The sequence below is a fragment of the Citrobacter sp. RHB35-C17 genome (assembly GCF_013816795.1).
GTDB lineage: Bacteria > Pseudomonadota > Gammaproteobacteria > Enterobacterales > Enterobacteriaceae > Citrobacter_A > Citrobacter_A amalonaticus.
The window spans coordinates 1964274-1986613 of the sequence record NZ_CP057150.1 but is presented as its reverse complement, the minus strand read 5'-3'; the positions used below and the strand labels follow the sequence as shown (position 1 = coordinate 1986613).

Below are 22340 nucleotides of genomic sequence, written 5' to 3'. Positions count from 1 at the left end.
ACCATAAATAGTTAACATAGGGATTACTGTATAATCATCTTATCACATAAACATTCATCCCACGCCACTATTCCAATGAACCTCATCGCATAAGAAAGAGAGACCACTACCAGGCCGACGCCGTTATTTTTCACTACGCGAAAGCCTTCTTCCATTAGCGCCCACGAGAGACATAACCACGACTTAACGTGATAACTGGCCTCCCAGGTGCAACATGATTTGTACTAGTCATAAGAATCGACCTTCAACATACAGGCTGTATCACCATCGCTAAAGAAAAGGATAAGGCTGTCACTATGCACAATGACAAATAGGGGTATCACAGATTAAATAATTCCCTCTCACCCTGAAAAAATCTATGTTTATAATTTGACCACTAATTTTATAAAGACTTATATAAAAGAAATACAAATATTAAAAAAGTGAAACAAAAAGATTCAACAAAAGATCGTTATAATAATAAAATCAATAACTCACGAACAAAAACACAATCAAAAAAATGATCATTTTTCAATGAGTTATCAAAAAACAACTACACTTTTCATCTATGAAAAAATTGTCATTAGTAATGTTAAGGTCTCTAATATGGAATGGTTAGTTGTTGACACTATTGTCTGTTCTTCGAGTGGAATTTCATTTTCAATCCTCTGGTGTAAAATAAAGCTTATTATTTGGTATGAATCTGATGTTTTCCTTCCTCCAGGTTCCAGTGTCTCGCAGACTGACTCAGGGATTTACATTGACGGGAAATTTTTTCCATTAACAATTTATAACGTCACTCCCTTTAACAAGACCTTCTGGAAAATAATCGAGTGCAGCAATGAATGTCCTGGAAGGAAAAGCATTAAAGGAGCCCAATGTACAAGTGCTCTACACTGCAGAATAGCCATTTGTCCGTACGGATTGATAAAATAGTGTGTTCTCATATCCATGTTACACTCTATCATCACGCAAAAAAGAAACAAAATGATAATAATATGAAAAGATCAGCATAATTAGCCTATGACACATTGAATAAACCTTCGTTATTTATTACAGTGTTCTTGCGAAATTCAGATGTGTTTAATATTCTTCCCAATGGTTTACCGCATAGCAATATGCGGTTTTTTTTGCATAAAAAAGCATAACCAAAATGAACATATTCATTGCAGTAGAGTCGATGACATGCATCATATCCCGCGCTTCAGGACAGGAATAACACTCATTTATCTTTCTGCTTTACAGAAAAAAGAAAGCAATACACTACCCGTAAAAACGCACAACTCCATCAAGAACATCCCATATATGCAATAAATACGGAAGAGTTTTTCAAAAGTGCATGACTGTTCATATCCATCCCTCCTGAAAAAACTTTTACCACACATAAGCCATATAAAGCGATAAAAAAATAACACATTAACCACATTTTATTGCAGAAAGGAAGGTGTTTATTTTATGTTAATTTATGAAAGAAGTAATACCTGGCCGATTAAAAAAGGGAAATTCTCAGGAGGCTGCTTATGAATAAGTCATTAACCCGCATTGCGTTATTCACAATGTTTTTCATGACACCTGTTGTTCAGGCTGATAGCATCGTATTATCATTGTCAAATGATGACGCAGGTATCTTTCAGCCTGCGCTTAACAAAATTTATAGTCATAAAGATGAAGCTCGCGATGATTATACACAAGGTCTCTTCCTGGGTTATAGCCATGATGTTACAGACTCAAGCCAGTTATCGTTTCATATCGCACAAGATATTTACTCACCATCAGGAGACAACAAGCGGTTACCAACAGCAATAACCGGAGACAGAGCTTTTAGTGCCTTTCTGTACACGGGTGTTGAATGGAATTCTGTAGCAAATAGCTGGTTTCGCTATCGCCTGGGGACAGACGTCGGCGTGATTGGACCAGATGCTGGCGGTCAACAAGTCCAGAATAAAGCTCATCAAATGATTAATGCTGAAAAATATCAAGCATGGGATGATCAAATCGAAAATCGCTATGGGTATACGGTTAAAGGAATGCTATCGCTGACTCCTGATGTGGATATCCTGGGAACGAATGTTGGTATTTATCCAGAAATATCCGCGGTAAGCGGAAATCTTTTTGAATATGTAGGATACGGTGCAACGCTTGCCATAGGCAATGACAAAACCCTGAACTCAGATAACGGGTATGGTCTGCTTGCGACTCGTGGGTTAATGCATACATCAAAAAATGATGGTTTAATATACAAGATATTTGCCGGGATGGAACGTCGGGAAGTTGACCGTAACTATACATTACAAGGAAAAACGCTTCAGACCCGAAATGAAACCGTCTCCCTTAATCATACCGTTGATGAATATCGCATCGGAGCCACTTTAGGTTATTCTCCGGTCGCTTTTACCTTATCTTTTAATCGTGTATCACCGGAGTTTAAAACTGGAAAAGATTATTCATTTGTCAACGGTTCTGTGACCTTCCTCTTTTAATCATCCGCCAAAACATAACGATAAGTATCTGCGGGGCTGTCGCTGATAAGTGGCAGTCCGCACACTTTTATATGCTTTTCACCCTCACCGCGACCTATAATCCCTGGAGATACAGACGAGGTTTCCCGATAAGTTTCACTCCCTCAGTTATCTGTGAGAAAGATTAAGTGACCGCGAATACTATAACCTGACCGTACATTTCCCCGGACAGTCCTGCCCATCATGCCTGTCCGTCTGCATGGCAATATAGGGTAACCCTGCAATGCCAGAATTCATCAAAAAAGGTCGCTCCCCTTCAACAGTAAATAAACAAATGGCAGTTTTATCGTAAATGCTGAAGCTTGCGAACAGAAGTCAGTTTATATTACATGCACCTTATGAGGGGGTATCGAGGCTCCAGCTCGTTAAAGCAGATCCCGATCCACTTTTACTTCATGAGTATCAGGCGCTGATCTTGGCACTTCCCCACAAACTTGCCTTCATCATTATAGTGGCAACACACACGGGGATAAGACCAGGGGAAATATGTGCGCTGGCCTGGGAGGATGTAGACCTGAAAAAGGTGAGATCCATGTATCCAGAGACCAGACGAATAAACATTTGTGTGTTCCGCCCATAACGGTTGCTGGCATAAGAACGTCGCGTTGTCTTTATCCCCGGGGCGGGTTCATATACTAAAGAAGGTTTCTTTCCCAAATACTCGATTTCCTGTGGCGGGAAACGTGGTACTAAACTTTCAGGTATCAGGCAGAGAAATGCCTGTCAGTCACGGCTTACTTATGCTGGCTGGATGCAGATAGCCGTAGCGAATCCTTCATTCATTGCCCGCTCGATGGGGCATGAAGATGCTCGTATGGTGTGTGAGGTTTATTCTACGTGGATTGGTGACATGACCCAGGACCAGGTCAGCCTGCGGAATAATCAAATGCCAACAGCATTGCTCCAGGGATTATCCCAAGGGCGGGGCCTGATAAAAAAGTCATTTAATTTCATTGTGCTGGTTTCAACTTACATAATCAGCGTTAAACTATTCATACCGTAAATAGAGTGAGAAAAGATGATGCGTGTACTGGTTGTTGAGGATAATGCGTTATTACGTCATCACCTGAAAGTTCAGCTTCAGGATGCCGGACATCAGGTTGACGACGCCGAAGATGCCAAAGAGGCCGATTATTACCTTAACGAACACCTGCCTGACATCGCTATCGTCGATTTGGGTCTTCCGGATGAAGATGGACTTTCACTGATCCGCCGCTGGCGGAGCAATGACGTTTCTCTCCCGGTTCTCGTCCTGACCGCCCGTGAAAGCTGGCAGGACAAAGTGGAAGTGCTGAGCGCAGGTGCAGATGATTACGTCACCAAGCCGTTTCATATTGAGGAAGTCGCCGCGCGGATGCAGGCGCTGATGCGCCGTAACAGCGGCCACGCTTCGCAGATTATCTCTATTCCGCCTTTTCAGGTTGATCTCTCGCGCCGCGAACTCTCGGTCAATGATGAAGTGATCAAACTGACCGCGTTTGAGTACACCATCATGGAAACGCTGATCCGCAATAATGGCAAAGTGGTCAGCAAAGACTCGCTGATGTTGCAGCTGTATCCGGACGCCGAACTACGTGAAAGCCACACTATCGACGTGCTGATGGGCCGTCTGCGTAAAAAAATACAGGCGCAGTATCCGGATGAAGTCATTACCACTGTGCGGGGTCAAGGATATCTTTTTGAATTGCGCTGATGAATAAACTGTTGCGTCATCTTTTTCCGTTGTCACTGCGCCTGCGTTTTCTGCTGGCCACCGCAGGCGTAGTGCTGGTGCTTTCTCTGGCCTATGGCATGGTTGCGCTGATCGGCTACAGCGTGAGTTTCGATAAGACCACGTTTCGTCTGCTGCGCGGCGAAAGTAATCTCTTTTATACGCTTGCAAAATGGGAAGGTAATAAGATCCACGTCGAACTTCCCGAGCACCTCGACATGCAGAGTCCCACGATGTCGTTGATCTATGATGAGAACGGCAAGCTGCTGTGGGCCCAGCGTAACGTCCCCTGGCTGGTCAGACTGATTCAGCCCGACTGGCTGAAAAGCAATGGTTTTCATGAAATAGAAGCCGACATCAGCGCCAGCAGCTCGCTGCTCAATGACGATCACTCCGTTCAGGAACGATTGAAAGAGGTTCGGGAAGATGACGACGACGCCGAAATGACCCACTCGGTGGCGGTTAACGTCTACCCGGCTACCGCGCGCATGCCGCAACTGACGATTGTGGTGGTAGACACCATTCCGATTGAGCTTAAACGCTCGTATATGGTCTGGAGCTGGTTTATTTATGTGCTGGCTGCCAACCTGTTGCTGGTCATTCCCCTGCTCTGGGTGGCGGCCTGGTGGAGTTTGCGCCCCATTGAAGCACTGGCTCGTGAGGTGCGCGAACTGGAAGAACACCACCGCGAACAGCTTAACCCTGCAACGACGCGGGAATTGACCAGCCTAGTGCGTAACCTGAACCGCCTGTTGAAAAGCGAGCGCGAACGTTATGACAAATACCGCACCACGCTGACCGATCTCACCCACAGCCTGAAGACGCCGCTCGCCGTGCTGCAAAGTACGTTGCGTTCGATGCGTAGCGATAAGATGAGCGTCAGCGAGGCAGAACCGGTAATGCTCGAACAGATCAGCCGGATTTCACAGCAAATCGGCTACTATCTGCATCGCGCCAGTATGCGCGGCGGGGGCGTCCTGCTGAGCCGCGAACTGCATCCGGTCGCACCGCTACTGGATAATCTCACCTCGGCGCTGAACAAAGTGTATCAGCGTAAAGGCGTGAACATTAGCCTCGATATCTCACCGGAAATCAGCTTTGTCGGCGAGCAGAACGATTTTGTCGAGGTGATGGGCAACGTGCTGGATAACGCCTGCAAGTACTGTCTCGAGTTTGTTGAGATTTCTGCCCGCCAGACCGACGATCATCTGTACATCGTGGTGGAAGATGACGGTCCAGGGATCCCACTCAGCAAGCGCGATCTGGTCTTTGACCGCGGTCAACGCGTGGATACGATGCGTCCGGGGCAAGGGGTCGGGTTGGCCGTGGCGCGAGAAATTACCGAGCAATACGATGGCAAAATCGTTGCCAGCGACAGCCTGCTCGGCGGTGCACGTATGGAAGTCATTTTTGGACATCAACAACCGGGGCCGAAAGACGACTAAACCAAAATGTAATAAATATGAGCCAACTGCACGCATCTGGTTAAGCATCCGTTATAATCGGTGACAGATACCCGCCCCAGCCTGTGGAAGCTCAATATGGAATACCAATTAACACTCAACTGGCCCGAATTTCTTGAACGTCACTGGCAAAAGCGCCCAGTGGTGTTAAAACGCGGCTTTAATAACTTCATCGATCCCCTCTCCCCTGACGAACTGGCAGGGCTGGCGATGGAAAGTGAAGTCGATAGCCGCCTGGTAAGCCATCAGGATGGCAAATGGCAGGTAAGCCATGGTCCGTTCGAAAGCTATGACCATCTCGGCGAGAATAACTGGTCGTTACTGGTGCAGGCGGTGAACCACTGGCATGAGCCAACCGCCGCGCTGATGCGCCCCTTCCGCGCCCTGCCTGACTGGCGTATCGACGATCTGATGATCTCATTCTCGGTCCCTGGCGGCGGCGTAGGTCCCCATCTCGATCAGTATGATGTGTTTATCATTCAGGGAACCGGTCGTCGTCGCTGGCGCGTGGGTGAGAAGTTGCAGATGAAGCAGCACTGCCCGCATCCGGACCTGCTGCAGGTCGATCCTTTTGAAGCCATCATCGATGAAGAACTGGAGCCGGGCGATATTCTCTACATTCCGCCAGGATTCCCGCATGAAGGCTATGCGCTGGAAAACGCGATGAACTATTCCGTCGGTTTCCGCGCGCCAAACACCCGTGAACTGATCAGCGGGTTTGCCGACTACGTCCTGCAACGTGAGCTGGGCAGTACTTATTACAGCGACCCGGACATGCCGTCGCGTGAGCATCCTGCTGACGTCCTGCCGCAGGAGATGGACAAACTGCGCACTATGATGCTGGATCTGATTAATCAGCAGGAGCATTTTAAACAGTGGTTTGGCGAGTTTATCTCCCAGTCGCGTCATGAACTGGATATTGCGCCGCCGGAGCCGCCGTATCAACCTGATGAAATCTACGATGCCCTGAAACAAGGCGATGTGCTGGTGCGTCTGGGGGGGTTACGGGTACTGCGTGTGGGTGATGACGTTTATGCCAACGGCGAGAGAATTGATTCTCCGCACCGTCCGGCGCTGGAAGCCCTTGCCAGCCATATCGTGCTGACTGCAGAGAACTTTGGTGACGCGCTGGAAGATCCATCGTTCCTCGCGATGCTGGCAGCCCTGGTCAACAGCGGGTACTGGTTCTTCGAAGGGTAACATTGAAACGATGCCGGATGGCGGCGCTAACGCGTCTTATCCGGCCTACGGTTCACATGTCCTGTAGGCCAGATAAGCGTCGCGTCAACTGGCATCAACCACGCTACGACCGCTTCGCCGTTAATTCGGCAATCCGCACAATCACCTGCACCGCTTTTTCCATCCCTTCCAGCGTCACAAACTCATGCTTGCCATGATAGTTGTAGCCGCCGGTGAACAGATTCGGGCACGGTAATCCCATGAAAGAGAGCTGTGCGCCGTCGGTACCGCCGCGAATCGGCTTCATATCTGGTTGAATATCGCAGTCACGCATCGCCTGCTGTGCGATATCCAGAACATGCGGATGCTCAACCACTTTTTTGCGCATATTGTAATAACTGTCTTCAATCACCAGTTCAATATAGCAGTCCGGATGCAGCCCCTTCCCGACCTTCCTGGCAATCTCCATCATCTTACGTTTGCGCGCTTCGAACTGTTTGCGGTCGAAGTCGCGAATGATGTAGTGCATATCGGCGCGATCCACGGTGCCTTTCATGCTCGCCAGATGGTAGAAGCCCTCATATCCTTCGGTCATTTCCGGGCTTTCATCCGCAGGAACCTCGGCGTGAATACGCGCCGCCAGCGATAATGCGTTGACCATCACGCCTTTTGCCGTCCCCGGATGCACGTTATTGCCGACGATTTTGATATTCACCGAAGCGGCATTGAAGTTCTCAAACTCAAGTTCACCCACGCCGCCGCCGTCGACGGTATAGGCCCATTTGGCGTCAAAGGCTGCTACATCAAAGTGTTTCGCCCCTTTGCCCACCTCTTCGTCCGGTGTAAAAGCGACGCGAATATCGCCATGCGGAATATTTTTATGCTTCAGTACCGCCAGCGCGGTCATGATTTCCGCCACACCCGCTTTGTCGTCCGCCCCCAGCAGCGTTTTGCCGTCGGTGGTGATCAGCGTTTGACCAAGCAACTGATGCAGCACCGGGAACATCACCGGCGACAACACTTCATCACCAATGCCCAGCGCGATATCACCGCCGCGATAGTTCTCCACGATCTGCGGATTTACGTGCTTACCGCTGAAATCCGGTGAGGTATCCACATGGGAAATGAAGCCAATAGCAGGGATATCGCCAGGGACATTCGCCGGCAACGTTGCCATCAGCGTCCCTTTGTCACTTAACGTCACATTGACCAGCTCCATCTCTTCGAGCTGCTGTTTGAGCAAATTTAATAACTTCCACTGTCCCTCGGTACTGGGAACCTGTCTCACACCCGCTTTCGATTGGGTATCCAATGAAACGTAGTGTAAAAAACGCTCAAGTAGTTTATCCATGCAGTCACCCTCACTATTTGTGACAACATTATCAGTAAGCCACAAAAGACAAATATTGCGTCAGGTCACTTTTATCCCCGCAAACGAGAATATTTCGCTTCCGGGCCCCTTTATTCAGGAAATATATACACAAAAGCGTACAGGATGCATCGCGGCGGCAAGCGATTGAATCCCCCAGGCGCGAACAAACCGTACGTGACTGGGGTATGTGAGTGCAGCCTACAAACAGGCAGTCTGAAGGATGAAGTGTAGAGTAATTAGCAACAAACATTGGCGATGACAACGGTTTGCCGTAGAATTACGGCCCTTATTAAGAGTCACCAAGGTGGTCAACCACAAACCCCGCATCGGTCAGCCATCCGTTGCGTCTACATGGGACAGAGTAAAAAATTGAATAAACAACCGCGTTCGCTTTCACCGCTGGTTCTTTTGTCAGGTATCAGCAAAAGCTTCGATGGAAAAGAGGTCATTTCTGAACTGGATTTGACAATCAATAATGGCGAGTTCCTCACGCTGCTTGGCCCTTCTGGCTGCGGTAAAACAACCGTTTTGCGCCTGATTGCCGGTCTGGAAACCGTAGATTCCGGGCACATCATGCTCGATAACGAGGATATCACTCACGTACCGGCAGAAAACCGTTATGTGAATACCGTCTTTCAAAGCTATGCGCTATTCCCCCACATGACTGTTTTTGAAAATGTGGCCTTCGGTTTGCGCATGCAGAAAACCCCTGCAGCCGACATCACGCCACGCGTACTGGAAGCCCTGCGGATGGTGCAACTGGAAGAGTTTGCACAGCGTAAACCACATCAACTTTCCGGCGGCCAACAGCAGCGCGTAGCGATTGCCCGTGCTGTGGTCAATAAACCCCGCCTGTTGCTGCTGGATGAATCCCTCTCCGCGCTGGACTATAAGCTGCGAAAGCAGATGCAGAACGAACTGAAAGCCTTGCAGCGTAAGCTCGGCATCACGTTCGTGTTCGTGACGCACGATCAGGAAGAAGCCCTGACCATGTCCGATCGCATCGTCGTGATGCGCGATGGGCGCATCGAACAGGACGGCACGCCGCGTGAAATTTACGAAGAGCCGAAAAACCTGTTCGTCGCCGGATTCATTGGCGAAATCAATATGTTTAACGCCACGGTGATCGAGCGTCTGGACGAACAGCGCGTTCGTGCTAACGTCGAAGGCCGTGAATGCAATATCTACGTCAACTTCGCCGTTGAGCCAGGACAGAAACTGCACGTTCTGTTACGCCCGGAAGATTTGCGCGTGGATGAAATCAACGATGACAACCACATTGACGGCCTGATCGGCTATGTCCGTGAACGTAACTATAAAGGTATGACGCTGGAGTCGGTGGTTGAACTGGAAAATGGCAAGATGGTGATGGTCAGCGAATTCTTCAACGAAGATGACCCGGACTTTGACCACTCTCTCGACCAGAAAATGGCCATTAACTGGGTAGAAAGCTGGGAGGTCGTACTGGCTGATGAAGAACACAAGTAAATTCCAGAATGTGGTGATTGTCACTATCGTCGGTTGGCTTGTGTTGTTTGTCTTTCTGCCCAACCTGATGATCATTGGCACCAGCTTTTTGACCCGTGACGATGCCAGCTTCGTCAAAATGGTCTTTACGCTGGACAACTACGCGCGCCTGCTCGATCCGCTCTATTTTGAAGTGCTGTTGCACTCGTTGAATATGGCGCTGATCGCCACCCTCGCCTGCCTCGTGCTCGGCTATCCATTTGCCTGGTTTCTGGCGCGACTGCCAGAGAAAGTCCGCCCACTGCTGCTATTTCTGCTGATTGTTCCCTTCTGGACCAACTCGCTGATCCGCATCTACGGGCTGAAAATTTTCCTTAGCACCAAGGGCTATCTGAACGAGTTTCTGCTTTGGCTCGGGGTGATCGATACGCCGATGCGCATTATGTTTACCCCGAGCGCAGTCATTATTGGTCTTGTGTATATCCTGCTGCCGTTTATGGTGATGCCACTGTATTCCAGTATTGAGAAACTCGACAGACCGTTGCTGGAAGCGGCAAAAGATCTGGGTGCCAGTAAATTGCAGACCTTTATTCGGATCATCATTCCGCTGACCATGCCAGGGATTATTGCGGGCTGCCTGCTGGTAATGCTGCCCGCGATGGGACTGTTCTACGTCTCCGATCTGATGGGCGGCGCGAAAAACCTGCTGATCGGTAACGTGATTAAAGTTCAGTTCCTCAATATCCGCGACTGGCCGTTTGGTGCCGCAACCAGCATTACCCTGACGATTGTGATGGGCCTGATGCTGCTGGTTTACTGGCGCGCCTCCCGATTGCTGAACAAAAAGGGAGAACTCGAATGATCGGTCGTCTGCTTCGCGGCGGTTTTATGACCGCTATCTACGCGTACCTGTATATTCCGATCATTATTTTGATTGTGAACTCCTTTAACAGCTCGCGCTTTGGCATTAACTGGCAGGGCTTTACCACCAAATGGTATAGCCTGCTGATGAACAACGATAGCCTGCTGCAGGCGGCGCAACATTCGCTGACGATGGCGATTTTTTCCGCAACGTTCGCCACCGCTATCGGGTCGTTAACGGCCGTGGCGCTGTATCGCTACCGTTTTCGCGGCAAGCCGTTCGTCAGCGGGATGCTGTTTGTGGTCATGATGTCGCCGGATATCGTGATGGCGATTTCACTGCTGGTGCTGTTTATGCTGCTGGGCATTCAGTTGGGCTTCTGGTCACTACTGTTCTCACATATCACCTTCTGCCTGCCTTTCGTGGTTGTGACGGTCTATTCGCGGCTGAAGGGGTTTGACGTGCGGATGCTGGAAGCAGCAAAAGATCTGGGTGCCAGCGAAATGACTATCCTGCGTAAAATCATTCTGCCATTAGCGATGCCAGCAGTCGCCGCTGGCTGGTTGTTGAGCTTTACCCTGTCGATGGACGATGTGGTGGTTTCGTCGTTCGTCACCGGGCCGGGTTATGAAATTCTACCGTTGAAGATCTACTCAATGGTGAAAGTCGGCGTTTCACCGGAGGTGAATGCGCTGGCGACCATTCTGTTGGTGTTATCGCTGGTTCTGGTGATCGCCAGCCAACTTATTGCTCGTGATAAAACTAAAGTTCAGGGGACGTTAAAATGAAAAAATGGTCACGCCACCTGCTCGCGGCAAGCGCTCTCGTCATGGGAATCAGCGCTGCGCACGCGGACGACAGTAAAACACTCTATTTCTACAACTGGACCGAGTATGTTCCGCCAGGATTGCTGGAACAGTTCACTAAAGAGACCGGCATCAAGGTTATTTACTCGACCTACGAGTCGAATGAAACCATGTACGCCAAGCTCAAAACGTACAAAGACGGCGCATATGACCTGGTCGTGCCATCGACTTACTATGTCGATAAAATGCGTAAAGAAGGCATGATTCAGAAGATTGATAAGTCGAAGTTATCCAACTTCAACAATCTCGATCCGGAGATGCTGAACAAGCCGTTCGATCCCAACAACGACTACTCCATTCCGTACATCTGGGGCGCGACGGCCATTGGCGTGAACAGCGACAGCATCGACCCGAAAACCGTCACCCGTTGGGCTGACCTGTGGAAACCGGAATACAAAGGCAGTCTGCTGCTGACCGACGATGCGCGCGAAGTGTTCCAGATGGCGCTGCGTAAACTGGGCTATTCCGGCAACACCACCGATCCTAAAGAGATTGAAGCAGCCTATAACGAGCTGAAAAAGCTGATGCCTAACGTTGCCGCGTTTAACTCCGACAACCCGGCGAATCCGTATATGGAAGGCGAAGTGAATCTGGGGATGGTGTGGAACGGCTCTGCCTTCGTCGCCCGTCAGGCCGGTACGCCGCTGGAAGTAGTCTGGCCGAAAGACGGCGGGATCTTCTGGATGGACAGCCTTTCAATTCCGGCAAACGCCAAAAACAAAGAAGGCGCGCTGAAGTTGATCAACTTCCTGTTGCGCCCGGATGTGGCGAAAGAAGTGGCGGAAACCATCGGCTATCCGACGCCAAACCTGGCGGCACGTAAGCTGTTAAGCCCGGAAATCGCCAACGATAAATCACTCTATCCGGATGCAGAAACCATCAGCAAAGGCGAATGGCAGAACGATGTAGGCTCCGCCAGCACGATCTACGAAGAGTATTATCAGAAGCTAAAAGCAGGACGCTAATCCAGCAAAAAGGCCCGGAAAATCCGGGCCTTTTTATTACAAACCTTTCAATAACTTCTCTACAAACTCAGGTACAACCTGGCTTGCCGGACCGTAATATTTCTCTTCAAACTCACTGCCGACCTGGCTTGGTTCCAGATTCAGCTCAACCGTATGCGCGCCATGCAGCTTCGCTTCGTGGACAAAACCAGCCGCCGGATAAACGTGTCCGGAGGTGCCGATGGCGATAAAAACATCCGCCATGGCCAGCGCCATATAGATTTCATCCATCCCGAGCGGCATCTCACCAAACCACACCACGTGCGGACGCAGCGGCGCAGGAAACTGGCAACAGTGACATTTATCTTCCGGCGTCACATCGCCCGTCCACTCCAGAATTTGTCCGCTCTGCGAGCAGTGCACTTTCAACAGCTCGCCATGCATATGGATGATGTTCTGGTTACCCGCCCGCTCATGCAAGTTATCGATATTCTGTGTCACCAGCAAAAAGCGGTCGCCCAATGCCTCTTCCAGCTTTGCCAGCGCGATGTGCGCCGGATTAGGCTGGATTTCAGGCTGCTGCAATTGCCGACGGCGGGCATTATAGAATGACTGCACCAGCGCGGGATTACGGGCAAAGCCTTCCGGCGTCGCCACATCTTCAACCCGGTGTTCTTCCCACAGTCCATCAGCGGCGCGGAAGGTACGAATACCAGACTCCGCGGAGATCCCTGCCCCTGTAAGCACCAAAACTCTTGGTTTTTCCATCACTTCCGGTACCACTCTGTCTCTGAAAAAGATCCGTTGACGAAGGCGTTCGCGCAGATGGCGTTTGTTTTTCCGAAATCGACTTAACCGATGACCCCGACGCGACAGCATAGCAACCTCTTTTGATTAATCGGTAAGATGTAAGAAGGCAGCACCACGCATCCCACCGGCATCACCATGTCGTGCTCGCTCAATGCGGGGCACTCGTGCCACGGGAAGCAGATGACGCGGTAGTCTGTCCGCCAGATCGGTGGTAATGGCGGTAAAATTCGACAATCCGCCGCCGATGACGACCAAATCCGGATCGACAATAGTCAGGATATTTCCCAGACACACCGCCAGCAAATCCAGATAACGCTCAACATGCGCCCGCGCCTGTTCATCGCCTTGCTCCCACAGTGAAATGATTTCAGGCGCCTGTAACGGTTGATGATAATAATGCTGATACAACCAGGCAAATCCTCGCCCGGACAGATAATTTTCAATACAGCCGAGTTGACCGCAGCCACAGCGGCGCAACGGGAAATCGAGACCCATCAGGGTGAGCGCATCGACCGGCAGACGCATATGACCAAACTCGCCGGTAATGTAACTGCGCCCGGTAATCGGTTTTCCGTTGAGGATTAAACCGCCGCCCACCCCGGTGCCCAGAATCAAGCCCATCACCAGCGGATAGCGGGTGAATTCATCATCCCAGGCTTCAGACAGGGCAAAACAGTTTGCATCGTTGTCGAGACGAACGTCGCGATCAAGGCGCGCGCTAAGATCAGCGCGCAGGGGTTTGCCACTGGCAGCAGGGACATTCGCGGCGTACAGCGTGCCATCTTCGGTTTCCGGCATTCCGGGGATGCCAATGCCCACCGAACCTTTCACGCCAAAACGCTGATCGGCTTCCGCCACCAGCCCGCAAACAGCCTCTAAAAAAGCGTCATAGCTGTCGCGCGGCGTGGGAACACGCTTTTCCCACCGTAATTTCCGCTCGTTGTCAAAGACGCCTAGCGCAATTTTTGTCCCACCAATATCAAACCCGTAATACATTGCCGCTCCTTGTTTTATACACTTCATCCTTCAGGCGGCCGCTGTTCTGGTCACAGGGAGGTTGTTGTGTATCTCTCACGCAATTATGGTTACTGGCCGCTAAGTACTCTTGCAGGATCGATGTTACTGGCGCGCCGCGCCGGATACCAACTCGCCAACAAACTCAGCAACAGTGCGGTGACCAGCACATAAATCACATCCAGCCAGTGCAATTCGGATGGCAGGAAGTCGATAAAATAGATATCCCCGGAAAGGAACTGATGGCCGATCAGCGTTTCGATGCCGTTAATGATTGGCGTCAGCTGTAGCGAAACCACCACACCAATGACCACGCCGATCAGGCTGCCGAACAGTCCTGCCAGCAAACCGTACCAGACAAAAATGGCGCGGATCAGGCCATCTTTCGCCCCCAGCGTTCTTAATACCGCAATATCGCCACTCTTGTCTTTTACCGCCATCACTAATGTTGAGACAATGTTAAAACAGGCGACACCGATCACCAGCACCATCGCCAGATACATAATGGCGCGAATCATCTGGATATCGCGGTACATATAGCCATAGGTGCCAATCCAGCTCTTGATGTAAACATAGCTGTTGGTCACTTCACCAGCATCACGCACCAGTTTGTTGGCGTTGAAAACGTCGTTGACCTTCAGCGCGATGCCGGAAACCGTGTTGTTCATCTCCAGATACTGCTGGGCATCGGCCATCGGGATCATCGCGAAGCTGTGATCCAGTTGACCGCTTAACTGCAAAATGCCAGCAACGTGCAGCCGCACGCGTTTCGGCTGCATCAGCTTATGATCGGCATTTGAATTGGGGATCATGATGGAGACCCAATCTCCCTGCTTCACCTTCAGCGCGTCTGCGACGCCCTTACCGATAATGATTTGTTGTTCACCAGCTTTAAAATCAGCCCAGGCGTTATTCTGCACAAACGAGGGCAACGCGCTCAAACGCTGTTCCTGCTGCGGATCCACGCCTTTTACCTGAATAGCGCGCAAATTCGCCCCGCTCTCCACCAGTCCGGTAAAGTTGATGTACGGCGCTGCGGCGGTAATACCCGGCACTTTTTGAACCTTCTCCAGCGCGTCGCGCCAGTTGGTCCACGGTTGATTAACCGCTTCAATCTCGCCGTGCGGCACCACGGCCAGAATGCGGTTGTTCAGCTCACGCTCAAAGCCGTTCATCGCGCTCAGGCCGACGATCAGAACCGCCACCCCCAGCGCGATACCGATAGTCGAGATCACCGAAATCAGCGATACCATACCGCTGCGCCGCCGTCCCCGGCTAAAGCGCAGACCGATTAATAACGATAAAGGCGAGGCCATTACTCCGCCCCCATCAGGCTCAGTTCTGCCGTCAGGCGTCCGTCACGCATTTCCAGTTGGCGACTCATGCGCTTCGCCAGCTGCAGATCGTGAGTGACGACCAGAAACGCGGTGCCCTGCGAGCGGTTCAATTCGCCCAGAAGCTGGAAGATGCTGTCGGCGTTGCGCGCATCCAGATTACCGGTTGGTTCATCCGCCAGCACCAGTCGCGGGTTGTTGACCAGCGCGCGGGCAATCGCCACGCGCTGACGCTCACCGCCGGAGAGTTCAGACGGACGATGGCTGGCACGATGATCCAGCCCTACCGCTTTCAGCATTTCACGCGCCCGTGCGTTTATTTCAGCCGGTTTGTGTTTGCCAATCAGCAGCGGCATCGCCACGTTTTCCAGCGCGGTGAAATCCGGCAGCAGGTGGTGGAACTGATAAATAAAGCCGAGCTTCTGATTACGCAGCTCCGCTTTCGCCGCCGACGACAGTTTACTCATCGGCTGACCGCTAAAAATGACATCGCCGGAGGTCGGGGTATCCAGCCCGCCCAGCAGGTGCAACAACGTACTTTTGCCGGAGCCGGAGCTGCCGACAATCGCCATCATTTCGCCTTCGCCCACGCTGAAGCTGACATCGTGCAACACGTCGGTTTGCACGGAACCTTCCTGATAGCGTTTGCACAATTTGTCGCATTGCAACAGGATCTTATTCATAACGTAAAGCCTCAGCGGGTTGAGTAGCGGCAGCGCGCCAGGAAGGATAAAGCGTGGAAAGCAACGCGATGGCCATTGCCACCAACGCAATGATGATGACCTGCAGCGGCTCGATCGCCACCGGCAGCGCCGCACCATCCAGCAGGATACCGATCACCGGCATCAGGGTATTGAGCTGACTGGCCAACAGCGCACCCAGCGCGGCACCCAGCAGCGCGCCAATAATCCCGGCGCTGGCCCCCTGTACCATAAAGACCATCATGATCTGTCGCGGCGTCAGCCCCTGCGTTTGCAAAATAGCCACTTCTCCCTGCTTCTCCATCACCATCAGACCCAACGAGGTAATAATATTGAACGCGGCAACCGCTACGATCAGGCTCAACAGCAGCCCCATCATGTTCTTTTCCATCCGCACGGCCTGGAACAGCTCGCCTTTACGCTCGCGCCAGTCCTGCCATTTCGTCCCTTCCGGCAACGTCTGCTGACTGAGCGAGTCCACCTTCAGCGGCTCATTCAGCCACAAACGCCAACCGGTGATATTCCCGGCCGGGTAGCGCATGATGCGCGAGGCGTCCTGAATATTGGTCAACATCTGGTAACCATCGACTTCACTGTTCGCTGCAAAGGTGCCGATCACGGTAAACAGACGCTGGCTTGGCAGACGGCCCATCGGCGTGAACTGACTGGCAGACGGCACCATCACGCGGATCTGATCGCCACGATTAACCCCCAACTGGCCTGCGAGCTGCTCACCGAGGATGACATTATACTTACCTGGCTGCAGATCGGTTTGCTTCACATTGACCAGATACGGCGTAAGCGGATCTTTTTGTGCCGGGTCGATACCCAACATCACCCCGACCGCCACGCTGCGCGCGCTTTGCAGCACGACATCGCCGGTTGTCAGCGGCGCAATACGATTGACACCGTTCAGTTTTACAGCGCTTTCCGGCAGTTGCTGTGGATTCAGAGAGCCTTGTTCCGCAGAAAGGATGGCCTGGGGCATCAACCCCAGGATGTTATTTTGCAGTTCACGTTCAAAACCGTTCATCACTGACAAAACCGTGACCAGCGCCATCACCCCAAGGGTAATGCCGATGGTGGAAAGCCAGGAGACAAAGCGACCGAAGCGATCTGCTGCACGCCCGCGCATGTAACGCAGGCCGATGAATAGAGCGACAGGTTGGTACATGAAATCCGTCTGGTTGCTGTTAGCAAAGTCACGAGTATATAAGCGAAAGCCGCATGGGTAAACGCCTGAACCGTAAGTGTTCGTCAGTACACAGTTGAAAGGGATCCACCGCGCGACAGGCGCAGGATACCGTCCTCGCTGACCCTGATCCTTTTCTTAAAAAAAACAAAAAACAGAATGTTACGCATTACAGCACCAGAGTCACCCCGCAGGATCACAGGCTATGTTGAATAACGCGAGCGTGCTGTCCTGATGAAAAAGAAAGAACTATGGATTAATCAAATCAAAGGGTTATGTATCTGTCTGGTCGTCATCTATCACTCAGTCATCACCTTTTACCCGCATCTGACCCACTTCCAGTTGCCCCTTTCACAGCTGCTGTCGAAATGCTGGGTTTACTTTAATCTCTATCTCGCCCCGTTTCGCATGCCGGTATTTTTCTTTATCTCGGGCTTTTTGATTCGCCGCTATATCGACAGCGTGAGCTGGAAAGAAAGCGTTAATAAGCGAATCTGGAGTATTTTCTGGGTGCTGGCGCTGTGGGGTGTGGTCCAGTGGCTGGCGCTCAACGCCCTGAACAACTGGCTGGCGCCGTCACGCGATCTGCTTCATGCGTCCAACGCCGCTTACGCCAGTTCCGTTAGCCAGTTCCTTCACGGCATGCTGACTGCCAGCACCAGCCTGTGGTATCTGTATGCGCTCATTGTCTATTTCATAGTCTGTAAAGTGTTCAGCCGCTGGGCCGTGCCGCTGTTCGCCCTGTTTGTTGTACTGAGCGTGACGGTCAACTTTGCTGCCACCCCGTGGTGGGGAATGAACAGTGTGATCCGCAACCTGCCGTATTACAGCCTCGGTGCCTGGTTTGGCGTCCCGCTGATGGCAGGGATTAAAGAAGTGCCGTTGCGCCGATATGCGCTGCCCTGCGCAGCTGCCTTCGTGCTGGCTATCGCCGCATGGCTGTTTAACGTCTCATTGCTGCTGTCGTTGGTCTCTATTGTGCTGATCATGAAGCTGTTTTATCAGTATGAGCAGCGCTTCGGTATGCGTGAATCCAGTCTGCTTAATGTGATCGGTTCGAATACTATCGCGATTTATACCACGCATCGCATTCTGGTCGAGGCGTTCAGCCTGCTGCTGATCCCGCAAATCAATGCCGCCGTCTGGTCCCCCGAACTGGAACTGGCCCTGTTGTTGGTCTATCCGTTTGCCAGTCTGTTGGTGTGCACGCTGTTGGGTCTTGCCATGCGTAAAGTGTCGCAGGACCTGTTCGGCGATATCCTCTTCTCTCCCCCTTCTCGCCCGCAAACCGTTAGCTATTCCCGCTAAACTTTTCGCCCTCCGGTGAGGGCGATTCAATTTGCTAATGAGGAGCGATCACGGATAATAAAGGGCATTGCTTATCAGACGACTACCTAAAAGAGATTCTGACAACCGAATGCCTGAACAACAACGTTACACGCTGCCCGTGAAAGCGGGCGATCAGCGCCTGTTAGGTGAACTGACCGGGGCTGCCTGCGCCACACTGGTGGCGGAAATTGCCGAACGTCATGATGGTCCCGTCGTGCTCGTGGCGCCCGATATGCAAAACGCGCTGCGCCTGCATGATGAAATCCGTCAGTTTACCGATCAGATGGTCATGAGCCTCGCGGACTGGGAAACCCTGCCCTACGACAGTTTCTCCCCGCATCAGGAAATTATCTCCTCACGTCTCTCCACGCTGTATCAGTTGCCGTCGATGCAGCGCGGCGTGCTGATCGTCCCGGTCAATACCCTGATGCAGCGCGTCTGCCCGCACAGCTATCTGCACGGTCATGCGCTGGTGATGAAAAAAGGCCAGCGTTTATCGCGCGATGCCCTGCGTTTACAGCTCGACAGCGCTGGTTACCGGCACGTTGATCAGGTCATGGAACATGGCGAATACGCTACCCGCGGCGCGCTGCTGGATTTGTACCCTATGGGCAGCGAACAGCCCTATCGTCTGGATTTCTTCGACGATGAAATTGACAGTCTGCGCCTGTTTGACGCGGACACCCAGCGCACGCTGGAAGAAGTCGACGCCATCAATCTGCTGCCCGCCCACGAGTTCCCAACCGACAAAACGGCGATCGAACTGTTTCGCAGCCAGTGGCGCGATACCTTCGAGGTGAAGCGCGACGCAGAGCATATTTATCAACAGGTCAGCAAAGGCACTTTGCCGGCGGGGATCGAATACTGGCAGCCGCTGTTTTTCAGCGAGCCGCTGCCGCCGCTGTTTAGCTATTTCCCGGCCAATACGCTGGTGGTCAATACTGGCGATTTAGAAAACAGCGCCGAGCGTTTCCAGGCCGATACGCTGGCGCGTTTCGAAAACCGTGGCGTGGATCCGATGCGTCCGCTGCTGCCACCGGAGTCCCTCTGGTTGCGTGTCGATGAGCTCTTTTCTGAACTCAAACGCTGGCCGCGCGTGCAGCTCAAAACCGACCACCTTCCCGCCAAGGCGGCTAATACCAACTTAGGCTTCCAGTCGCTGCCGGATCTCGCGGTTCAGGCGCAGCAAAAATCACCACTGGATGCGCTGCGCAAATTCCTCGAGACCTTCAACGGGCCGGTGATTTTCTCGGTTGAGAGTGAAGGCCGCCGTGAATCTCTGGGTGAACTGCTCGCCAGAATCAAAGTCGCGCCGAAGCGCATTATGCGTCTGGATGAAGCGACGGAGGCTGGACGCTACCTGATGATTGGCGCCGCCGAGCACGGGTTTATCGATACGACGCGCCATCTGGCACTCATTTGTGAAAGCGACCTGCTGGGCGAGCGCGTGGCGCGCCGTCGTCAGGATTCGCGCCGCACGATTAACCCGGATACGCTGATCCGCAACCTGGCAGAGTTGCATCCGGGTCAACCCGTGGTGCATCTGGAGCACGGCGTTGGACGCTATGCCGGGATGACCACGCTGGAAGCGGGCGGGATCAAAGGTGAATATCTGATGCTCACCTACGCTAATGACGCCAAACTGTACGTCCCGGTCTCCTCTTTGCATCTGATCAGCCGTTACGCCGGAGGCGCAGAAGAGAACGCACCGCTGCATAAACTCGGCGGCGACGCCTGGTCACGCGCGCGACAAAAAGCGGCAGAGAAAGTGCGCGACGTGGCAGCCGAGTTGTTGGACATCTACGCCCAGCGCGCGGCAAAAGAGGGCTTCGCCTTCAAACACGATCGCGAGCAGTATCAACTGTTCTGCGACGGTTTCCCCTTTGAAACCACCCCCGACCAGGCACAGGCGATTAACGCTGTACTTAGCGACATGTGTCAGCCGCTGGCGATGGACCGCCTGGTGTGTGGTGACGTTGGATTTGGTAAAACCGAAGTGGCGATGCGCGCCGCGTTTCTCGCGGTCGAAAACCACAAGCAGGTGGCGGTGCTGGTGCCAACCACTCTGCTCGCCCAGCAACACTTTGATAATTTCCGCGACCGTTTTGCCAACTGGCCGGTGCGCATCGAAATGCTTTCCCGCTTCCGTAGCGCCAAAGAACAGGCGCAGATCCTGGAACAGGTTGCCGAAGGGAAAATTGATATTCTGATCGGTACGCATAAACTGCTGCAAAGCGATGTGAAACTGAAAGATCTGGGGCTACTGATCGTCGATGAAGAGCACCGCTTCGGCGTGCGGCATAAAGAGCGGATCAAAGCGATGCGCGCCGATGTGGACATTCTGACGCTGACCGCCACGCCAATCCCGCGTACGCTGAACATGGCCATGAGCGGCATGCGCGATCTGTCGATTATCGCCACGCCGCCAGCGCGGCGTCTGGCGGTGAAAACGTTTGTTCGCGAGTACGATGCACTGGTGGTCCGTGAGGCAATTCTGCGTGAAGTGCTGCGCGGCGGGCAGGTCTACTATCTTTATAATGATGTCGAGAACATCCAGAAAGCCGCCGACAGGCTGGCGGAGCTGGTGCCGGAGGCGCGAATTGCCATTGGTCATGGGCAGATGCGCGAACGCGAACTGGAACGCGTGATGAACGACTTCCACCATCAGCGTTTTAACGTGCTGGTCTGTACCACCATTATCGAAACCGGGATTGATATCCCGACCGCCAACACGATTATTATCGAGCGTGCGGATCACTTCGGTCTGGCACAGTTACACCAGTTGCGCGGCCGCGTAGGACGTTCACACCATCAGGCGTATGCCTGGCTGCTGACGCCGCATCCCAAAGCGATGACCACCGACGCGCAAAAACGCCTGGAAGCGATTGCCTCGCTGGAAGACCTGGGGGCGGGCTTTGCGCTGGCGACTCACGATCTGGAGATCCGCGGCGCAGGTGAACTGCTCGGGGAAGAACAGAGCGGTTCGATGGAAACCATCGGCTTTTCGCTGTATATGGAGCTGCTGGAAAACGCCGTCGATGCCCTGAAGGCCGGACGCGAGCCATCGCTGGAAGATCTCACCAGCCAGCAAACTGAGGTCGAACTGCGTATGCCGTCGCTGCTGCCGGACGATTACATCCCGGACGTGAATACCCGCCTGTCGTTCTACAAGCGTATCGCCAGCGCGAAGAGCGAGAATGAACTGGAAGAGATCAAAGTGGAGCTGATCGACCGCTTCGGTCTGCTGCCCAATCCGGCGCGTACCCTGCTGGATATCGCCCGCTTGCGTCAACAGGCGCAGAAGCTGGGTATCCGCAAACTGGAAGGCAATGAGAAAGGCGGCACTATCGAATTCGCCGAGAAGAACCATGTTAACCCAGGCTGGCTGATTGGACTGCTGCAAAAACAGCCGCAGCACTTCCGTCTTGACGGGCCGACCCGACTGAAGTTCATCCAGGATCTGACCGAGCGGAAAACGCGGATGGACTGGGTGCGTCAGTTTATGCAGCAACTGGAAGAAAACGCCGTAGCGTGATTGAGTGGTGCCGGATGGCGGTTGCGCCTTATCCGGCCTACACATCGATTCCTGGCCGTAGGC

Annotated in this window: 17 protein-coding genes; 11 read left to right on the top strand and 6 right to left on the bottom strand. The window is 52.4% G+C overall.

Translation table 11 applies throughout. From position 1 onward, the window contains the following. Nucleotides 1–513: 513 nt before the first annotated feature. From iraM to roxA, 5 genes are all read left to right on the top strand, one after another. Nucleotides 514–915: an anti-adapter protein IraM gene (gene iraM / locus HVZ37_RS09355; protein WP_313900211.1), complete on the top strand. Its 402-nt coding sequence runs from the start codon at nt 514–516 to the stop codon at nt 913–915. A gap of 620 nt (nt 916–1535) precedes the next feature. Further along, nucleotides 1536–2459, top strand: coding sequence for a lipid A-modifier LpxR family protein (locus tag HVZ37_RS09350; protein ID WP_230324179.1), 924 nt, complete (start codon nt 1536–1538; stop codon nt 2457–2459). A gap of 1060 nt (nt 2460–3519) precedes the next feature. Further along, on the top strand, nt 3520–4191 hold the full coding sequence (gene phoP, locus HVZ37_RS09345; RefSeq protein WP_043000951.1) for a two-component system response regulator PhoP: 672 nt from the start codon (nt 3520–3522) through the stop codon (nt 4189–4191). Then, entirely contained in the window at nt 4191–5654 is a 1464-nt protein-coding gene (gene phoQ, locus HVZ37_RS09340; protein WP_044328723.1) for a two-component system sensor histidine kinase PhoQ, read from the top strand. The genes phoP and phoQ overlap by 1 nt, the downstream gene beginning before the upstream one ends. Before the next feature lie 96 nt (nt 5655–5750). Beyond that, on the top strand, nt 5751–6872 hold the full coding sequence (gene roxA, locus HVZ37_RS09335) for a [50S ribosomal protein L16]-arginine 3-hydroxylase (RefSeq protein ID WP_181628368.1): 1122 nt from the start codon (nt 5751–5753) through the stop codon (nt 6870–6872). A 103-nt stretch (nt 6873–6975) separates the two neighbouring features. Here roxA and pepT read toward each other — a convergent pair whose 3' ends face one another. Further along, the gene (gene pepT, locus HVZ37_RS09330; protein ID WP_181628367.1) at nt 6976–8202 is read right to left on the bottom strand and encodes a peptidase T; all 1227 of its coding nucleotides are present in this window, start codon (nt 8200–8202) and stop codon (nt 6976–6978) included. A 372-nt stretch (nt 8203–8574) separates the two neighbouring features. Here pepT and potA point away from each other — a divergent pair, with 372 nt between their 5' ends. The 4 genes from potA to potD are packed head-to-tail and all read left to right on the top strand — an operon-like array spanning nt 8575 to nt 12383. Continuing rightward, nucleotides 8575–9711, top strand: a complete 1137-nt coding sequence (gene potA, locus HVZ37_RS09325; protein ID WP_043000955.1) for a spermidine/putrescine ABC transporter ATP-binding protein PotA — start codon at nt 8575–8577, stop codon at nt 9709–9711. Continuing rightward, the gene (gene potB, locus HVZ37_RS09320; RefSeq protein WP_043000956.1) at nt 9695–10552 is read left to right on the top strand and encodes a spermidine/putrescine ABC transporter permease PotB; all 858 of its coding nucleotides are present in this window, start codon (nt 9695–9697) and stop codon (nt 10550–10552) included. The genes potA and potB overlap by 17 nt, the downstream gene beginning before the upstream one ends. Then, nucleotides 10549–11340, top strand: a complete 792-nt coding sequence (gene potC / locus HVZ37_RS09315) for a spermidine/putrescine ABC transporter permease PotC (protein WP_043000957.1) — start codon at nt 10549–10551, stop codon at nt 11338–11340. Before potB ends, potC begins: the two co-directional genes overlap by 4 nt. Next, nucleotides 11337–12383 carry a spermidine/putrescine ABC transporter substrate-binding protein PotD gene (gene potD / locus HVZ37_RS09310; RefSeq protein WP_181628366.1) on the top strand — a complete coding sequence of 349 codons (1047 nt, stop codon included), beginning with the start codon at nt 11337–11339 and terminating at the stop codon, nt 12381–12383. The genes potC and potD overlap by 4 nt, the downstream gene beginning before the upstream one ends. Before the next feature lie 36 nt (nt 12384–12419). Here potD and cobB read toward each other — a convergent pair whose 3' ends face one another. The 5 genes from cobB to lolC form a co-directional block, all read right to left on the bottom strand. Further along, nucleotides 12420–13241 carry a Sir2 family NAD+-dependent deacetylase gene (gene cobB / locus HVZ37_RS09305; protein WP_043000959.1) on the bottom strand — a complete coding sequence of 274 codons (822 nt, stop codon included), beginning with the start codon at nt 13239–13241 and terminating at the stop codon, nt 12420–12422. Nucleotides 13242–13256: 15 nt separating this feature from the next. Next, on the bottom strand, nt 13257–14168 hold the full coding sequence (gene nagK, locus HVZ37_RS09300; protein WP_043000960.1) for an N-acetylglucosamine kinase: 912 nt from the start codon (nt 14166–14168) through the stop codon (nt 13257–13259). Nucleotides 14169–14257: 89 nt separating this feature from the next. After that, on the bottom strand, nt 14258–15502 hold the full coding sequence (gene lolE / locus HVZ37_RS09295; RefSeq protein ID WP_043000961.1) for a lipoprotein-releasing ABC transporter permease subunit LolE: 1245 nt from the start codon (nt 15500–15502) through the stop codon (nt 14258–14260). Then, nucleotides 15502–16203, bottom strand: coding sequence for a lipoprotein-releasing ABC transporter ATP-binding protein LolD (lolD, locus tag HVZ37_RS09290; protein WP_043000962.1), 702 nt, complete (start codon nt 16201–16203; stop codon nt 15502–15504). Before lolD ends, lolE begins: the two co-directional genes overlap by 1 nt. Further along, nucleotides 16196–17395 carry a lipoprotein-releasing ABC transporter permease subunit LolC gene (lolC, locus tag HVZ37_RS09285; protein WP_044254927.1) on the bottom strand — a complete coding sequence of 400 codons (1200 nt, stop codon included), beginning with the start codon at nt 17393–17395 and terminating at the stop codon, nt 16196–16198. The genes lolD and lolC overlap by 8 nt, the downstream gene beginning before the upstream one ends. 252 nt (nt 17396–17647) lie before the next feature. Between lolC and HVZ37_RS09280 the strand changes: the two genes are divergently transcribed. Together HVZ37_RS09280 and mfd are read left to right on the top strand one after the other, a co-directional pair. Beyond that, nucleotides 17648–18721 carry an acyltransferase family protein gene (locus HVZ37_RS09280; protein ID WP_043000964.1) on the top strand — a complete coding sequence of 358 codons (1074 nt, stop codon included), beginning with the start codon at nt 17648–17650 and terminating at the stop codon, nt 18719–18721. Between the two features lie 109 nt (nt 18722–18830). Further along, a complete protein-coding gene (mfd, locus tag HVZ37_RS09275) occupies nt 18831–22277 on the top strand; it encodes a transcription-repair coupling factor (protein ID WP_181628365.1) in 3447 nt (1148 codons plus the stop codon). Nucleotides 22278–22340: the final 63 nt, after the last annotated feature.

What these genes read in the sequence shown, in the direction of transcription:
- iraM (WP_313900211.1), top strand. Translation starts at nt 514, where the DNA reads ATGAGTTATCAAAAAACAACTACACTTTTCATCTATGAAAAAATTGTC.
- HVZ37_RS09350 (WP_230324179.1), top strand. Translation starts at nt 1,536, where the DNA reads ATGTTTTTCATGACACCTGTTGTTCAGGCTGATAGCATCGTATTATCA.
- nagK (WP_043000960.1), bottom strand. Translation starts at nt 14,168, where the DNA reads ATGTATTACGGGTTTGATATTGGTGGGACAAAAATTGCGCTAGGCGTC.
- lolC (WP_044254927.1), bottom strand. Translation starts at nt 17,395, where the DNA reads ATGTACCAACCTGTCGCTCTATTCATCGGCCTGCGTTACATGCGCGGG.
- potA (WP_043000955.1), top strand. Translation starts at nt 8,575, where the DNA reads ATGGGACAGAGTAAAAAATTGAATAAACAACCGCGTTCGCTTTCACCG.
- mfd (WP_181628365.1), top strand. Translation starts at nt 18,831, where the DNA reads ATGCCTGAACAACAACGTTACACGCTGCCCGTGAAAGCGGGCGATCAG.
- pepT (WP_181628367.1), bottom strand. Translation starts at nt 8,202, where the DNA reads ATGGATAAACTACTTGAGCGTTTTTTACACTACGTTTCATTGGATACC.
- roxA (WP_181628368.1), top strand. Translation starts at nt 5,751, where the DNA reads ATGGAATACCAATTAACACTCAACTGGCCCGAATTTCTTGAACGTCAC.
- HVZ37_RS09280 (WP_043000964.1), top strand. Translation starts at nt 17,648, where the DNA reads ATGAAAAAGAAAGAACTATGGATTAATCAAATCAAAGGGTTATGTATC.
- lolD (WP_043000962.1), bottom strand. Translation starts at nt 16,203, where the DNA reads ATGAATAAGATCCTGTTGCAATGCGACAAATTGTGCAAACGCTATCAG.
- lolE (WP_043000961.1), bottom strand. Translation starts at nt 15,502, where the DNA reads ATGGCCTCGCCTTTATCGTTATTAATCGGTCTGCGCTTTAGCCGGGGA.
- phoQ (WP_044328723.1), top strand. Translation starts at nt 4,191, where the DNA reads ATGAATAAACTGTTGCGTCATCTTTTTCCGTTGTCACTGCGCCTGCGT.
- potB (WP_043000956.1), top strand. Translation starts at nt 9,695, where the DNA reads ATGAAGAACACAAGTAAATTCCAGAATGTGGTGATTGTCACTATCGTC.
- potD (WP_181628366.1), top strand. Translation starts at nt 11,337, where the DNA reads ATGAAAAAATGGTCACGCCACCTGCTCGCGGCAAGCGCTCTCGTCATG.
- cobB (WP_043000959.1), bottom strand. Translation starts at nt 13,241, where the DNA reads ATGCTGTCGCGTCGGGGTCATCGGTTAAGTCGATTTCGGAAAAACAAA.
- phoP (WP_043000951.1), top strand. Translation starts at nt 3,520, where the DNA reads ATGCGTGTACTGGTTGTTGAGGATAATGCGTTATTACGTCATCACCTG.
- potC (WP_043000957.1), top strand. Translation starts at nt 10,549, where the DNA reads ATGATCGGTCGTCTGCTTCGCGGCGGTTTTATGACCGCTATCTACGCG.